The following is a 15,206-nucleotide window of genomic DNA, read 5'->3' on the forward strand; positions in this document are numbered from 1 at the left end:
TGGCTCGCGGAATGAGGCCAATGGTCAGCGTCCCTGATCAGCTTAGTGATCCTGAGTCGGATTGGTTTCCGGGATCGTTTCCCACCGTGGTGGGGTCGCGTGGGCGTGGAAGTGGAATCCCGCGCCCAGGGCGGCTCCGCGTGGCTGGTGGCCGGTGGTGGGTGTGCTGATCGTGTTCACGCCCTGGTGTCGGTGGGCTGCGCGGGGCAGCCTCCGGTCCGTTGGTGCGTGTCCCTCCGGACGCTTACCCGCCGAGCCGTGAGGCCGGGTGGGGGAGGGTGCCCTGCGTCGCCTGGGCGCGGGGCGTAATGGTTTGCGCCGGGTGGGGCCGGTCTTCGACCGGTCCCCCCGGTGGCTTGTCGTGATAACCGCCGACGTTTCAAGCTTGTCGACCACGGCGCGGATGACCATGTGCCCGCTGGCCTTGTCGATGACGGTCTTGGCCTGATGGGCCAGGCCGCGGGCGGCGATCCGCCGCCATGCGCCCTGGTCGCGGTCGCCCTGCCACCGGCAGGACTGGTGGGGACAGACCGCCCACTTCCAGCCTGGGGCGGTGGGGCGGTCGGGGGCCTTACAGTGCCGCAGCGGAGTCAGGCACTGCGGGCAGTGCTTCGAGGTGTTGCGGGCAGGCGTGGTGACCACGGCGATACCCGCCTCGGCGGCGAGGTGCCGCATCCGGTCGACGATCTGCCCGCGGACCTGCTGGGACAGCCGGGTGTTGAGGGTGGCGCCCATGCCCTTGGCTTCCAACGACCGCAGGTCTTCCACATAGATCACGCTCGCCCGGGAGGCGATGGCCTGGTCCACGGCCCATCTGGCGGCGGCCCACGAGAGGGCGGCGTTCAGGTTGGAGCGGCGGTCGGACACGTGGTCAATCTCGTCGCGCAAGACCGCCAGTTCGCCGACGAGGTGATGCTGCTCGTCACGGCCGGTGAGGCGTTGGTAGTGGTCGGCTTTGGCGTGCAACCGCTCGGACAGCCGCCGGAGGCGGTGCTGTTTCGCGAGGACCCCGGCGGCCCGGAACTGACCACCCGCCCCCAACGCGGTGATCCGCCCGCCCTCGTGCAGCCGCAGGGCGCCCGCGCTCAGAAGAGTGTTGAGACCCCAGTCCACGCCGAGCGCCACCGTGTGACCGGTGCGCCGGGCCTTCGGCACAGCGTGCGTGTACGCGACATCGGCGCGCACCTGCCGGCCGGTCACGCGCAGGGTGGGCAGGTGCAGCACCGCCGAGGCGGGAACCGTGGGCGGCAGGCTGATCGGACAAGCCACCCACGTCCAATCCCGATACGATCGCGGATCTGGGCGGGTGGGAAGCTGCAACCGCAGCAGTGCCCTCCTGGGGTCGGTGTCGGAGCGTTCGATGGTGGCCTGCTGCCGGTCACACGCGGCCAGCAGCAGCATCCGCGCCACCCTTGGGACGCCTTCGAGTTCGAACACGTCCACCGGCAGACGGCCATTGACGGCAAGGAACCTGGCGGCCTGCCGGGTACGGGACTTGATGACGCTGGACGGTAGATGCTGCCCGCCCGGAACCGCCTTGCGTACCTGCTCCCACTCCTGCGCGGTGCGCCGGCCCGGATCGGCCGGCCACGTCGCCAGCACCCCAGCGGTCAGACCAGCACGCCACGACGCCGAACGAAGTGCCCGCCCCGCCTGCTCCTGCGCCATCCGCACGATCCGGTCATTGACCCTCACACCCACCGGCGCGGTAACCGTCCAGCCCAAGCGTCGCAGCGCCATCCACGCGTTCGACGGAAGTTTCCGGCCACCCGCGTCGTGTCCGGAGGCCAACACCTCCACATCCGCGCAGTTCCACCGCTCCGCCAACAGGCCGGACACCATCCTCGCCACCAGATCGGCACACCAGCCGACCCGTTGCGCAAGCACGGCCTGCGACAGGACCTCACCGCTCTCCTCGTCCACCCCCGATCGGAGCACGGCCTGGGCGCAAGCGGTACGGGAGACCTCACCCTCAGCCAGCGGCAGCTTTCCGGTCACCGACTCATCGCCCCGCCATCGATCCAGGAGAACCCGCGATCACGACCGGCCCACATCACCGGAATCTCCCCCGAACCAGCCCAAAAGCGAAACGCCACGATCCACACGGCTAACCTAGGATCACCAACGATTCCTAATCAAGTTGGTCAGCCTGGGAATTGGACAAGATCGGATCGTCCTGCCGGGTAGCCGCTGGTCGATTCGGTCCTGGACGGCCTGACTTGGCCCCTGGTGGCACCCGCTCGTGGCCTGCGGATGGCCCGCCAGCTTCGACTGCCGTGACGGACGTGGCTCAGCGACGGCTACGAGATCGGCGGGCCGCCCAGACCCCGCCAACGACCGCCGCAGCTATCGGCAAGAGGCAACAGAGCGTCAGGACCAACAGCTGCCACGGCTTGACAACTACCATGGCCGAGAGGATAGGCAGCGCTCCCCAACACCGCTGTCCCTGCGGGCCTCAGTTTCGAGGGACGAAGATCACCGCCCCGGGGATGCCCGAAACGCCCGCCGATGGCTGGGAAGTAGTTACCAGCTCGTGCCCGCTCGTGCTCCCTCGGGACATCGACTACTGGCACGTGGCTGGCATGCCGCTCGTTCGCTTAATGGCCTTGCGCTGACCTGTACTGTCACTGGCGTGACTCGTGGCGACACGCTGAATTGCCCTGATCAGACGAGGACGCCTCGGTGAGCAACACACCGCACCTCGGTCCCGTTCCCCAACGCATCGCCATCGATGCGGACCTGGTGCGTCGGCTCGTCGCCGACCAGTTCCCGCAGTGGGCCCACCTCCCGGTTCAGCCGGTAGCCAACGGCGGCTGGGACAACTGGACGTTCCACCTCGGCTCCGGGATGTCGGTGCGTTTGCCCAGCGCCGCCGAGTACGCCTTGGCGGTCGACAAGGAGCACCGCTGGCTGCCGGAACTCGCCCCCCGACTCTCGCTGCCCATCCCCGTCCCACTGGCCAAAGGGGAATCCGGCGCGGGCTACCCGTACTCGTGGTCGATCTACTCCTGGCTCGACGGCGAGCCGGCGAGCGCGGACCGCATCGCCGACCCCATCCGATTCGCCATCGACCTGGCCGAGTTCCTGTCAGGATTACAGAGCATCGATCCCACCGGCGGCCCCCTCCCCGGGCTGCACAACTGGTTCCGGGGCGGCACGCTGCGCACCTACGGCCGCGAAGTCCAGTGCGCGCTCACGGCGTTGGACGGCCACGTCGACGTCGACCTGGCCGGCGAGATCTGGAAGAACGCGCTGGACGCATCCTGGGACGGTACGCAGACCTGGTTCCACGGTGACGTCGCCCAGGGAAATCTCCTGCTCAACGACGGGGAACTCGCCGCTGTCATCGACTTTGGGACGTGCGGCGTCGGCGATCCGGCCTGTGACCTGGCGATCGCCTGGACATTGTTGACCGCCGAGGGCCGGCAGGCGTTCCGAGAGCGACTGTCCGTCGACGGGGCGACGTGGGCGCGTGGGCGCGGCTGGGCCCTCTGGAAGACGCTCACCGCCTGCGCCCGGACCTTGGGCAAGGCCGACGAACAGGCCGCGATCGCACTGCGCGTCCTCGGTGAGATCTTCGCCGAGTACCTGGCGGACACCCGGCGGCAGGAGTACCAGCATTGATCACGTCGTGACGAGTCTCTGCCCCCTCCCCTGGGTAGGTGCCAAGGAGGTTTGGGGCCAGTGAGGTCCGACAGCCGCCGCTCGGTGGCCATGGGGTGGTTCATACCGGTCCGTCCGGCATGCGGCGAACATCGTTTCGCGCTATCGATATCCGTTGGCGTGGGGCGGGGGTGATGCGGCTGCCACAGTTGGCGGGATCAAATCGATCGACATCTTGACGGATGGGGCGGGATGTGACGTAGTTGATCGAGCGGTTCGGGTCGATGCCGGATGGCCCGCAGCCGTCCGCGACGTCTAGGAGGCTTATCCGTGTCTATGTCTCGCCGCCAGTTCCTGTCCCGCTCGGCCGGGGCCGGTCTCGCTGTGGCCGTGGTCGGTTCGGTCGACGCCCTGTTCACGGAGGCACCCGCGCTGGGGGTGTCCGGCCCGGAGGTCGGCTACGGCCCGCTCGTGCCTGACCCGGCCGGCATGCTCGACCTGCCGGTGGGCTTCCGCTACACGGTGCTGTCGCGCGAAGGTACCGTCCGGCCGGACGGTGGCATCGTGCCGAGCCGGTTCGACGGTATGGGCGCCTTCGCCGACGAGGCGCGCGGCACTCGCCTGGTCCGCAACCATGAGTGCTCCCCGACCGCGAAGATCACGGTCGCGGCTCCGCCGGAGCGCACGTACGACCCGGCCGCCGGGGGCGGGACCAGCACGCTCGCCGTCGACGCGTCGAGCCGCGCCGTCTCTGAGCACGTCAGCCTGGGCGGCACGGCCATCAACTGTTCCGGCGGTCGGACGCCGTGGCACACCTGGCTGACCTGTGAGGAGACCGAAGACAAGGCGGGGGCCCGCGGGTACACGAAGGACCACGGGTTCATCTTCGAGGTCGACCCGTACGACGATGCTCGCAACACCGATCCGACACCGCTGAGGGCGATGGGCCGGTTCCAGCACGAGGCGGTCGCGGTCGACCCGCGCACCGGCATCGTCTACGAGACCGAGGACGCGTTCGTGGCGCCGCTGGGCAGCTTCTACCGCTTCCTGCCGAACCGGCCGCTCGGCGGCCACGGAAGCCTGCGGGCAGGCGGCGTGCTGCAGGCCCTGCACGTCCCGGACCTGCCGGACCTGTCGGTGGTGACCGAGGCGGGCACGGCCTTCTCCGGCGTCGAGTGGCTTGACGTGCCGGACCCGCTGGCGACGACGGAGTCGGTCCGCGCCCAGGACTATCCCAAGCCGATCACCGGTGGATACAAGATCGAGGGCGCCTGGTGGGGGGAGAAGGACGGCTGCGCCTACTTCGTCTCGTCGTTCGCCCGGCGTGAGCTGGGCTCGGCCCGCGACCACGACGGACAGGTCTGGCGGTACGACCCGCGAGCCCACACGTTGCGCCTGGAGACCATCTTCACCCGTCCGACGCCGGCGCCGGAGAACCCGGAGTTCGACGCCCCGGACAATATCTGCATGTCGCCGTACGGGGGGCTGATGATGTGCGAGGACGGGATCGGGGACCAGCACATCCTTGGTACGACCGCCGACGGCGAGGTGTTCGTCTTCGCGCGTAACCGGGTCAACATCGGCACCGCAGGGCACCCGGAGTACGGCGAACTGGCCGGAGCGACGTTCTCCGCCGACGGCCGGACCATGTTCTTCAACGTCTACAACCCGGGCATCACGTACGCCGTCACCGGGCCCTGGAACCGCCGCCAGGGCTGACGCCGCAGCCACCGCGCGATGACGGGAAGACCCAGGTCACTCCGTCAGGAGCTCTGTGTACGCCGACGGTGGACCGTTCGGTACTGCGTCGGCGAGATGCCGAACCATGCGCTGAACGCCTGGCGCAGGGTTTCGCCGGAGCGGAATCCGGTCGCCTTGGCGATCGACGAGACGGCCTGGTCGGTGGTGACCAGGGCGGTGGCAGCTGCCTCCAGCCGCACTTGACGGACGAGTCGGGCTGGGGTCTGCCCGGCGTGGGCGACGAGCAGCCGGGTGAGGTGCCGTTCGCTCACACCGGCCACCGCGGCGAGCCGGGCGGTGGAGAGCTCCGTGTCGGGATTGGCCGTGACGTGGTCGAGGACGCGCCGCACCACGGCGTGCTCGGGGCGCCGGGCACGCACGAACATGCTCATCTGCGCCTGGTTGCCCGGTCGCTGCAGGTAGGTGACCATGCCCATGGCCACCCACCGAGCCAACTCGGCGCCGTGGTCGGCCTCGACGAACGCCAGGGTGAGGTCGAGCGCCGCGGTGACGCCGCCGGACGTCCACACGTGATCGTCCCGCACGAAGATCGGCGCAGGGTCGAAGCGGACCGCTGGATACGCGGCGGCCAACTCGGCCGTATGGTGCCAGTGCGTGGTTGCCCGGCGACCGTCGAGCAGCCCGGCCGCGGCTAGCACGCTCGCACCTGTGCACACCGACGCCACGCGGCTCGCGCTCCGGGCCAGCCTCTGGACCTGGGCAAGCAGGCCGCCGTCCGCGGCGGCCGCGGCGTGCCCAAGACCGCCGGAGACGACGAGGGTGTGGGTGCCGCTCACGTCCTGCAACGCCACTTGGCTGGACAGCTCCAGCCCGGAGTCACAGCGCACCGCGCCGCCGGACAGCGTGGCGAACCGCACGGCGTACGCGGGCGTCGCGCCAAGCCGGTTGGCCATGGCGAGACAGCTGGTGACGCTCGCAACGTCCACCAGCTCGATGCCGTCGTAGCCGACGACGACCACACGCCGCTCGTGCATGGTGTCATCGTAGGAGCGCGTGACGCGGTCCGGCAGGACAGGTTTTCCAGAATCTCGGACATGATGGCCGCCGCACCTGTTCCCGCAGGGTGCGCGGCGAATACGGTTCCACCTCGTGGAGCTACATCGAGCGCGCACCCTGCCAGAGCAGGCCGGGCAATGCGCTCGACCGTATCAACGCTCTCGCTGACGGATCGCGCGGCTTCGCGTGGCGTCTTTCAACACCCGCGCGTTCTACTGAAAGGGGCCACACCGAATGGGCAGGCTGGTAGTGACCGAATACATCTCCGTCGACGGCGTCGTGGAGGCACCCAGCGGCAGTGAGCAGTTCGCACGCACGGGCTGGACCGATCACTTCTCCCGCGGCCAAGAGGGCGAACAGTTCAAGGTGGACGAGACAATGGCCGCAGACGCCCAACTGCTCGGACGCGTCACATACGAGCTGTTCGCGGCATCCTGGCCGCAATACGAGGGCGAGTTCGCCGACAGATTCAACGGGATGCCGAAGTTCGTCGTCTCCTCCACGCTGAATGACCCGAAGTGGAAGAACACGACGGTTCTCAAGGGCGAGCTGGTCGAAGAGGTCACCCGGCTCAAGGGACAGTATGACGGGGACATCCTCGTGCACGGCAGCCCGCAGCTCGCTCAAGCGCTCATCGAGCACGACTTGGTCGATGCCCTGCACCTTCTCGTGTATCCGATCATCGTCGGCGCGGGCAAGCGTCTGTTCGACGGTACGAGCGAGACGAAGCGCCTGCGGCTCGCCTCGGAACGAACCTTCGGCGACGGAGTTCACCTTCTCGTCTACGAACGCGTCGGCTGAGGGTCGACCCGTAGGGAGCGTGCCTAGATGCAAATCGCGATCCTGCTGTACCCCGGCACCACCGCACTCGACGCGGTCGGTCCGTACGAGGTGCTCAGCCGCATGCCGGACGCCGATGTTCGCTTCGTGGGCACGGAAACCGGCCCGCTGCTCACCGACGGAGGTGCCCTGCTGCTCGGCGTAACACACACCCTCGCCGAGACGCCCGCACCGGAGATCGTGCTGGTGCCGGGCGGAACGACGACGCCAACCACAATGGTGGACAAGGAGGTCCTCGCCTGGCTGCGGTCCGTGCACGAGACCACGACGTGGACAGCCTCCGTGTGCAGCGGCGCGGTGATCCTGGCGGCCGCGGGAATCCTCAAGGGTCAGCCCGCGACCACGCACTGGGCCGCGATGGGACCCCTGCGGTTGATGGGCGCGACGCCCCGGCCGGACGAGCGGATCGTGCAAACCGGCAAAATCGTCACGGCGGCGGGGGTGTCCGCCGGCATTGACCTGGGGCTCTGGCTCGTCGGCGAAATCGCCGGACGAGAGCAGGCCGAGGCGATCCAACTGACGATCGAATACGACCCGCAGCCGCCGTTCGACGCCGGCCACACGAGCAAGGCGTCCGAACCGGTCCGCAAGCGTGCCAAGCAACTGCTCGACGAGCGGACGGACTTCAAACAGACGCTGGTCAAGCCGAGGATCGCCTGGAACCGACTGATCGACTTCGTGCGTACCGGCAAGTAATCCGTGCATGAGAGCGGAAGGAGATGTCATGACCGATTCGATCACCACCGAGATCCTCGAGCTCGGGCGGCGCTGGGCCGAAGCAGAGCAGCGCGCCGACGTCGAGGCGCTCGACGCGCTCGCCGTCGCCGACTTCGCGCTGGTCGGGCCACTGGGCTTCGTCCTGGACAAGCAGCAGTGGCTGGACCGGTACCGCACCGGCGACCTGATCACCGCGTCGCTGGCCTGGGACGAGGTCGCGGTGCGCTCGTACGGCGACGCGGCCGTCGCCATCGGACGTCACACTCAGCAGGCCAGCTACCGTGGGCAGCCGTCCGACGGGCAGTTCCGTGCCACGCACATCGCCGTCCGCGCGGGCGATCGGTGGCAGCTCGCCGGCGTTCAGCTCAGCCCGATCGGTGCTTTCCGACCCCCGGTAGGAACCTGACGCTATGGCCGTGCAGCTCAACCACACCATCGTGCATGCGCACGACGCCGCCGCGTCGGCGACGTTTCTGGCCGAGATCCTGGGCCGGCCAGAGCCGACCCCGTTCAGCCACTTCATGGTCGTCCAGCTCGACAACGACGTCTCGCTGGACTTCCTGGCCGTCCCCGACGTGCGACCGCAGCACTACGCGTTCCTCGTCGGCGAGTCCGACTTCGACGCGATCCTCGGCCGTATCCGCGAGCGCGGCTTGCCGTACTGGGCTGATCCTTTCCACCGGCGGGCCGGCCAGATCAACACCAACGACGGCGGTCGCGGCGTGTACTGGGAAGATCCGAACGGCCACAACCTGGAAATCATCACCCGTCCCTACGGCGACGAAGGCTGACGTTTCCCTCCCCGAGCCCAGGCGCCACCGCGACACCGGCGGCCCGGCGCGACCGTCATGCAGCAGGCGCTACCGCTCGGACTGGTCGATAGAGCCGCGTGCACGTGGGGCCCGGTCCTGCTGGGTGGCGACACTCCCCTGTCTGCCAGGCTGGACTCCGCGATCACCCTCGAACACACCCGAGTGCTAGTCACCTCTGCCGCGACGCACCCCGGATTTCGGGTGGTGCGGTAACGCAAGAGATCCCACCAGGCAGCGTATCCGTCGAGGAGAGCGCAATGAGCAAAGTAATCTGCGACCTGTCGATCTCGATCGATGGTTACTCGGCCGGGCACAACCAGACCGAGGAGCGCCCGTTCGGTGACGACGGCGGAGATGGCTGGGGCAACAAGCTGCACGCCTGGATCTTCGAAACCCCCGAGGAGAACCGCGCCGAGGTCGACCAGATGACGGCGTCCAGCGCATTCGTCATGGGGCGCAACATGTTTGGCCCCGTGCGTGGCGAGTGGGATCGGGAGTGGAAGGGCTGGTGGGGCGACAACCCGCCGTTCCACGCGCCGGTCTTCGTGCTCACCCACTACCCGCGCGACCCGCAGCCCATGGACGGCGGCACCACGTTCCACTTCGTCACCGACGGAATCGAATCCGCGTTGAGCCAGGCCCGCGAGGCGGCCGGGGACGGCGATGTGTCGATCCTGGGCGGCGCGACCACGATCAACCAGTACCTCGCCGCCGGCCTGATCGACGAGCTGCGGTTGCACATTGTGCCGTTGACGCTCGGCGGCGGCACGCGGCTCTTCGATGGCGTTCCGCCGCTGAATCTTGAGCAGGTGAAGTCGCGGGCAGCCAGCGCGGTCACGCACGTGACCTATCGCTTGCCAGCCACCGGTGGTTGACGTTCGTGCCGGATTTCGGACCGGCGCATCGAACGGCGGCCCGCCCAGGCTACGGCAGCGCCCTCACAATCAACGGTTTGGAGACCACGATGCAATCCGTCTTCCGGTTCTGCGTCCATCTCCTCGAGATGGTCGTGGCCATGCTGGTCGGCATGTTCGCGCTGGGACCACTGTGGGCGCTGGCGCTGCCGACCGGGGTCGAGCAACCGGACGTGCACACGCTCACGATGGCCACCGACATGGCCATCGGCATGGCGGTGTGGATGCGCGTACGCGGCCACGGTTGGGCCGGCATCGGCGAGATGACCACCGCGATGTACGCGCCGTTCATCGTGCTGCTCGTGCCGTACTGGTTCGGCGCCGTCTCCGCCAGTGTCGTCATGACCGGCGGCCACGTGCTGATGGGGATCGCGATGGTCGCGGTCATGCTGCGGCGGCGGTCGGAGTACACGCACCGCGGGCACCGGCTGCCGCGCGTCGTGGTACGGATCGCCGCGGTGGTGCTGGCGCTGGCGGTACTCCCGGTGTCGGTCGGCGCGGCGGTCGCCACGGTGAACACACGAAGCGTGTACGCGCCGGCGCCCTCCCCGGGCGCTCCGGCGCCGGCATCACGTCCCTTCGACCCGACGCTGCCGATCGCGGTCGTGGTGCTCGGCGCCGAGGGGGCGAACGTTGCGGACGCGCTCGGACCGTTCGAGGTGCTGGCCGTCACGGGGCGCTTCAACGTTCTCACCGCCGCCCCGACCCCGGCGCCGGTCACCCTGACCGGCGGTCTGGACCTGGTGCCCGATGTCACGTTCGAGTCCCTGGCGACCCGGCTCGGCGGCCGTGCCGCGGACGTGATCGTGGTGCCTGCCATGCCGCGCACCGACGAGCCGGCGGTGCTCGACTTCCTCCGGCGGCAGGCCGACGGCGGCGCGCTGATGCTCAGCGTGTGCTGGGGCGGCGGCGTCGCCGCGGCGGCCGGGGTACTCGACGGGCACACCGCGACGTCGCACTGGTACTACCTGGACGGCCTGGAGAAGAGCTTCTCTGAGGTGCGGTGGCAGCGCGGCGTCCGCTACGTCGACGACGGTCAGGTGATCAGCACGGCTGGCGTGCTCTCCGGCATCGACGGCACGCTGCGGGTGATCGAGCGCCTGGCCGGCACGCCGGTGGCCTCCGCCGCGGCAGAGGCCGTGGGCTGGCGCCACTACTCCCCCGGAACGCCGCTGCCGATTCCCGTGCAGCGCTTCGGTGCCGGCGACGCGATCGCCGCGCTGAACCTGTCGTACCGCTGGGACGCGCCGACGGCCGGGGTCCTGCTGACGGAGGGCGTCGGTGAGCTCGAGCTCGCCTCGGTGTTCGTCACCTACACCGAGGCCGTCTACGCCGCCCGGACGCTCGCGGTGTCGCCGGGGACCCCGACCGTCCACTCCCGGCACGGGCTGACGTTCGTGCCCCGCGCGATGCTTGCGGACGCACCACAGCTGGACCGGCTGCTGGTGCCCGGCGCAGCGGCCGCCGCCCGGCATGACGCGCCCACGACGCACGACCTCCGGCCGACGTATCTGCACGCGGCACCCGGTTTCGCCTTCGACGGGCCGCTGCGCGACATCGCGGTCAACGTCGATGTCGCCTCGGCGGCGTGGCGGGCCAAACTGCTGGAGTACCCCGCCGGAGACATCACGCTCACTGGCCGTGGCTGGCCCTGGGAACGCACCCTCCGCCCGGTCGTCCTGGCGCTGGCCGGCCTAGCCCTGCTCGCCGGTGGGGTGGTCGTCCAGCGGCGCTGGGCACGCCGGCCGGTGCAAAAGGACGCCCATCGCGCTCCGGCCACCGCGTGACGAACGGTGGGTGTTGGCTGGGCGAAGCAGGGTGACGGGGCGGTCAGGTTAGTGGGGGCGACTGAATGAGGGGACCTTCCATCGCGCAATTTGCACCACTCACCGCATTGTGTGGGCCGCTCACAGTTCGAACGGCATAGATGGGGGCCGCGTGATGACGCCGGGGAGAAGGATGCGCGATACCGCCTGACGTATCCGATGCAGCAGGTCAAGGAGGAACAGCATGCCCCCCACTGCGGATTTTCCGGCCAATGACCTCACGGAGCCGGACCAGCCAGATGCTGGCGCCCCCACCGGCTCGCGATTCACCCCGTCCCGCCGAACCGTCCTCAAGGCTGGCGCGGGTGCCGTACTGGCAGCGGCTTTCACTCAAGCGGCTGCGCCGGGTGCCCGTGCCGGCAGCCCCCATCCGGGCGGCGACACCCGCGTCGACACCGGAACCGACTTCGCTGTCGCACCGTCCCCGGACGGGCGCATGCTCGCGTTCGACATGCTTGGCGTGCTGTGGGTCGTCTCCGCCTCCGGCGGCACCGCGCGCCGCCTGACGTCGGACCTGTACGACATCGCCCAGCCGGACTGGTCCCCCGACGGGTCCACGATCGTGTTCCAGTCGTACCGGGATGGAGTGTTCAACCTGTGGGCGATCCACCCCGACGGGTCAGGCATCACCCAACTGACGAAGGGCCCGTTCGACCACCGCGAACCGAGGTACAGCCCCGACGGGCGTCGCATCGCCTACTCGTCCGACGAGGGCGGCTCGTACGGCATCCATGTGCTCGACCTCGCCACCGGCTCCACCCGGGCCCTGGCCGAGACTGCGGCCGAGGAGTACGAGCCGGCTTGGTCACCGGACGGGTCTCGCATCGCATTCGTCGTAGCGGACACCCGCATCGACGTCGTCGAGGTCGCCACCGGCGCCCGCACCACCGCGGTCACCGTACCGGCCGGGCAGGTGCTCCACCAGCCGTCGTTCCTGCCGAACGGAACCGACATCGCCTACCACCTGCTCAACGCGGGCCGCAACGAGCTGGCCTCGACGGCAGGCACCTTGGTCACCGGTGAGGAGGTGTTCCCTTTCCAGGCCAGGTTCACGGCCGACGGCCGGTACCACTACACCTCGGCCGGCCAGATCCGCACGCGTCGCCTCGGCTCGGCCACCGCCGGGACCGTCGGATTCACCGCAGCGCTGACAGCCACGGTCGCGAACTACCGCAAGGCCACCCGGGTGTTCGACGCACCCGGCACCTTTCCTGTCATTGGCATCGGTTCCCCGGCGGTGTCCCCGGACGGGACCATGGTCGCGTTCCGCGCCGTGAACGACATCTACCTGATGCGGGTCGGGGAGAAGCCGGTACCCCTGTTCGGGGACCGCTGGTGGAAGGCCGACCCGGACTTCTCGCCGGACGGTCAGCAGTTGGCCTACGTCAGCGACCGGACCGGCACCCTGAACATCTGGGTCCGGGACCTGAGCTCCGGGGTCGACCGGCAGCTGACCTTCCTGACCGAGTCCGCGGCCCTTTCGGTGCGGTGGTCGCCAAGCGGTGAGGAGATCGCCTATCTCGACCAGGATGGCGCTCTGTGGGTACTGGACCTGTCCACCGGAGACGTGCAGCAGGTCTTCGGCGCGACGTTCGAGCCGGGCCGGCCCACGTGGTCCCCAGACGGAAGGATGATCGCCCTGGCGGCCGTCGTCCCCTACTCGCGCCGCTACCGGGAGGGCCTGTCCAAGATCCTCGTGGTCGACCGTGCGACGGGCGCCGGCAGGTACGTCGACCCCGCCCCGCACCGGTCGCTGCAGACCCGCGGTGACGACGGGCCGGTCTGGTCCCCGGACGGGACGATGCTCGCATTCGCGATGGAGTCGCTGATCTGGGTGCTCCCGGTCGACCGGAGCGGACGCCCGACCGGGCCGGCACGCCAGGTCACGAGGGAATTGTCCGACGCACCCATCTGGGCGGGTGGCTCGTCCACGCTTATGTACCTGTCGGGCGGTCAGCTGAAGACGGTCCGGGTCGACGGCGGGGCCAGCCGGACGATCCCGGTCCAGCTGCGCTGGCGCAACGACCCCGGCCCGGACCAGGTCGTGATCCACGCAGGCCGGATGTGGGACGGGTCGTCCGCGACAGTGGCCCGCGATGTCGACATCATCGTGCGGGGCCAGCGGATCGTCGCGGTGGAACCGCACCGCGAGGGCCGCAGCGGCAGCCTCGTCGACGCCAGCGACCGGTTCGTCATGCCCGGACTGATCGACATCCACCACCACCGCGAGATGCAGGGCTACGCGTACGGGTCGCGGCAGGGGCCGCTGTGGCTCGCGCTCGGCATCACCACGACCCGCTCACCCGGCTCCCCGGCCTACCACATGGTCGAGGAACGCGAATCGGTGCAGTCCGGCGCCCGGCTAGCGCCGCGCTATCTGGCCACCGGCGAGGCCGTGGACGGCCCTCGCATCTACTACAACTTCATGCGCCCGACATTCACCCACGCCCAACTGGCGCTCGAGCTGGAACGGGCGGCCAAGCTCGACTACGACCTGATGAAGTGCTACGTGCGGCTACCGGTCGTGTGGCACAAGGAGGTCATCCAGTGGGCGCACCGGCAGGGCAAGCCGGTCACGTCGCACTACCACTACCCGGCGATCGCCATGGGCGGCGACGGAACGGAGCACGTCGGCGCGACGAACCGGTTCGGCTACTCCCGGACCGTCACGAACGTCGGGTCGGCGTACTCCGACGTTATCGCCATGTTCAACGCGTCGAAGATGGCCCGCACTCCAACTCTGTTCGTGTCGTCGACCCTGTACCGGGAGGACACCTCTCTCGTCACCGACGAACGAGTCCGGCGACTCTACCCGAACTGGCGGATGGAGAAGCTGCAGGCGTCGGTCACGTCTGCGCAGACGACGGACCAGACCGCCACCCGGCAGAACCTTGCCAACCAAGTCGCGCAGCTGGTCGAGATGGTCCGTGGCGGCGGCGTCGTCACCGCCGGGACCGACGCCCCGATCGATCACCTGGCCATCAGCCTGCACATGAACATGCGGGCCATGGTGAAGTACGGGCTCACGCCGCTGGAGACCCTGACCAGCGCAACGTCGACGTCGGGTGATTTCCTCGGGCAGCCGATCGGCCGAATCGGCAAGGGCATGCTGGCGGACCTGGCCATCGTCGACGGCGACCCGCTGACTCGGATCGAAAATGCCGCGAACGTCACCGCGGTCGTCGTGGGTGGACGGCATCACACCGTCGCAGACCTGATCGCCCCCTACCCGACCTCCACGACGACCAATCAGCCGCCGTCGACGGCATCAGCGCACAAGGGCAAGGTTAAGCAGCGCGTACCCGCACACGCCAGCACGGCCGCGTACTGGTGGAACGCTCCGGAGGAACTCGAACGGGCCCGAGTCTCCTGCAACCACGACCACTAGACCGAGCCGCTTTATGGAACCGCGTCCCGGATCGGCCCGGGGCGCGGTTCCGTCACGCATCCCGGAAGACCCTGCTGCGGCCGCTTGTCGGCAGGCGAGAACCGCTCATCGCCCAGTGGGAGCCGTTCATCTCAATTGCAATACCGGACGTCGGTGCGTTACCGCGAAAGCATTTAGCGTGGCTTATGCGTTGGCAATCAGATCAACGGCCGGCGATCCCGGCGCCTGACTGCCGAAAGCATGGTCCCTGCTCGACCGGTCGCCTCGGGACCCTTCCTGCCCGGCCAAGCGCCGTGATGCAGAACTCACTGAGGGAGTCATTCCTGTTGACATCCTCCCGGCCCTGAAG

11 protein-coding genes are annotated in these 15,206 nt (G+C 69.0%); 9 read left to right on the plus strand and 2 right to left on the minus strand.

The genetic code is table 11. The annotated features are described in order from the left end of the window. Window positions 1-42: 42 nt before the first annotated feature. Window positions 43-1,998, minus strand: a complete 1,956-nt coding sequence (locus tag ACY34I_RS32955; protein WP_462759084.1) for a zinc ribbon domain-containing protein — start codon at window positions 1,996-1,998, stop codon at window positions 43-45. Window positions 1,999-2,682: 684 nt separating this feature from the next. On the opposite strand from ACY34I_RS32955, the gene ACY34I_RS32960 reads away from it, so the two are divergent. Further along, on the plus strand, window positions 2,683-3,624 hold the full coding sequence (locus ACY34I_RS32960) for an aminoglycoside phosphotransferase family protein (protein ID WP_462759085.1): 942 nt from the start codon (window positions 2,683-2,685) through the stop codon (window positions 3,622-3,624). Window positions 3,625-3,939: 315 nt separating this feature from the next. After that, window positions 3,940-5,322, plus strand: coding sequence for an alkaline phosphatase PhoX (locus ACY34I_RS32965; RefSeq protein WP_462759094.1), 1,383 nt, complete (start codon window positions 3,940-3,942; stop codon window positions 5,320-5,322). Window positions 5,323-5,366: 44 nt separating this feature from the next. Here the strand turns inward: ACY34I_RS32965 and ACY34I_RS32970 are convergent, their stop codons facing one another. Beyond that, window positions 5,367-6,338 (minus strand): GlxA family transcriptional regulator, encoded by a 972-nt coding sequence (locus ACY34I_RS32970; protein WP_462759086.1) that lies wholly within the window; start codon window positions 6,336-6,338, stop codon window positions 5,367-5,369. 271 nt (window positions 6,339-6,609) lie between these two features. On the opposite strand from ACY34I_RS32970, the gene ACY34I_RS32975 reads away from it, so the two are divergent. The 7 genes from ACY34I_RS32975 to ACY34I_RS33005 all read left to right on the plus strand — a co-directional run bounded on the left by ACY34I_RS32975 (window position 6,610) and on the right by ACY34I_RS33005 (window position 14,857). Then, window positions 6,610-7,161: a dihydrofolate reductase family protein gene (locus tag ACY34I_RS32975; RefSeq protein ID WP_462759087.1), complete on the plus strand. Its 552-nt coding sequence runs from the start codon at window positions 6,610-6,612 to the stop codon at window positions 7,159-7,161. Between the two features lie 27 nt (window positions 7,162-7,188). After that, the gene (locus ACY34I_RS32980; protein WP_462759088.1) at window positions 7,189-7,896 is read left to right on the plus strand and encodes a DJ-1/PfpI family protein; all 708 of its coding nucleotides are present in this window, start codon (window positions 7,189-7,191) and stop codon (window positions 7,894-7,896) included. Window positions 7,897-7,924: 28 nt separating this feature from the next. After that, complete coding sequence (locus tag ACY34I_RS32985; RefSeq protein ID WP_462759089.1) at window positions 7,925-8,323, plus strand: nuclear transport factor 2 family protein; 399 nt, start codon at window positions 7,925-7,927, stop codon at window positions 8,321-8,323. 4 nt (window positions 8,324-8,327) lie between these two features. Then, window positions 8,328-8,708, plus strand: coding sequence for a VOC family protein (locus ACY34I_RS32990; protein WP_462759090.1), 381 nt, complete (start codon window positions 8,328-8,330; stop codon window positions 8,706-8,708). Between the two features lie 278 nt (window positions 8,709-8,986). Beyond that, window positions 8,987-9,604 carry a dihydrofolate reductase family protein gene (locus tag ACY34I_RS32995; protein ID WP_462759091.1) on the plus strand — a complete coding sequence of 206 codons (618 nt, stop codon included), beginning with the start codon at window positions 8,987-8,989 and terminating at the stop codon, window positions 9,602-9,604. 89 nt (window positions 9,605-9,693) lie between these two features. Continuing rightward, window positions 9,694-11,430, plus strand: a complete 1,737-nt coding sequence (locus ACY34I_RS33000; RefSeq protein ID WP_462759092.1) for a DJ-1/PfpI family protein — start codon at window positions 9,694-9,696, stop codon at window positions 11,428-11,430. Window positions 11,431-11,905: 475 nt separating this feature from the next. Then, complete coding sequence (locus ACY34I_RS33005; RefSeq protein ID WP_462759093.1) at window positions 11,906-14,857, plus strand: amidohydrolase family protein; 2,952 nt, start codon at window positions 11,906-11,908, stop codon at window positions 14,855-14,857. Window positions 14,858-15,206 lie beyond the last annotated feature (349 nt).

Source organism: Micromonospora sp. RTBAU3-60 (assembly GCF_054963695.1).

What these genes read in the sequence shown, in the direction of transcription:
- ACY34I_RS32965 (WP_462759094.1), top strand. Translation starts at nt 3,940, where the DNA reads ATGTCTCGCCGCCAGTTCCTGTCCCGCTCGGCCGGGGCCGGTCTCGCT.
- ACY34I_RS32970 (WP_462759086.1), bottom strand. Translation starts at nt 6,338, where the DNA reads ATGCACGAGCGGCGTGTGGTCGTCGTCGGCTACGACGGCATCGAGCTG.
- ACY34I_RS32980 (WP_462759088.1), top strand. Translation starts at nt 7,189, where the DNA reads ATGCAAATCGCGATCCTGCTGTACCCCGGCACCACCGCACTCGACGCG.
- ACY34I_RS32985 (WP_462759089.1), top strand. Translation starts at nt 7,925, where the DNA reads ATGACCGATTCGATCACCACCGAGATCCTCGAGCTCGGGCGGCGCTGG.
- ACY34I_RS32990 (WP_462759090.1), top strand. Translation starts at nt 8,328, where the DNA reads ATGGCCGTGCAGCTCAACCACACCATCGTGCATGCGCACGACGCCGCC.
- ACY34I_RS32995 (WP_462759091.1), top strand. Translation starts at nt 8,987, where the DNA reads ATGAGCAAAGTAATCTGCGACCTGTCGATCTCGATCGATGGTTACTCG.
- ACY34I_RS33000 (WP_462759092.1), top strand. Translation starts at nt 9,694, where the DNA reads ATGCAATCCGTCTTCCGGTTCTGCGTCCATCTCCTCGAGATGGTCGTG.
- ACY34I_RS33005 (WP_462759093.1), top strand. Translation starts at nt 11,906, where the DNA reads ATGCTCGCGTTCGACATGCTTGGCGTGCTGTGGGTCGTCTCCGCCTCC.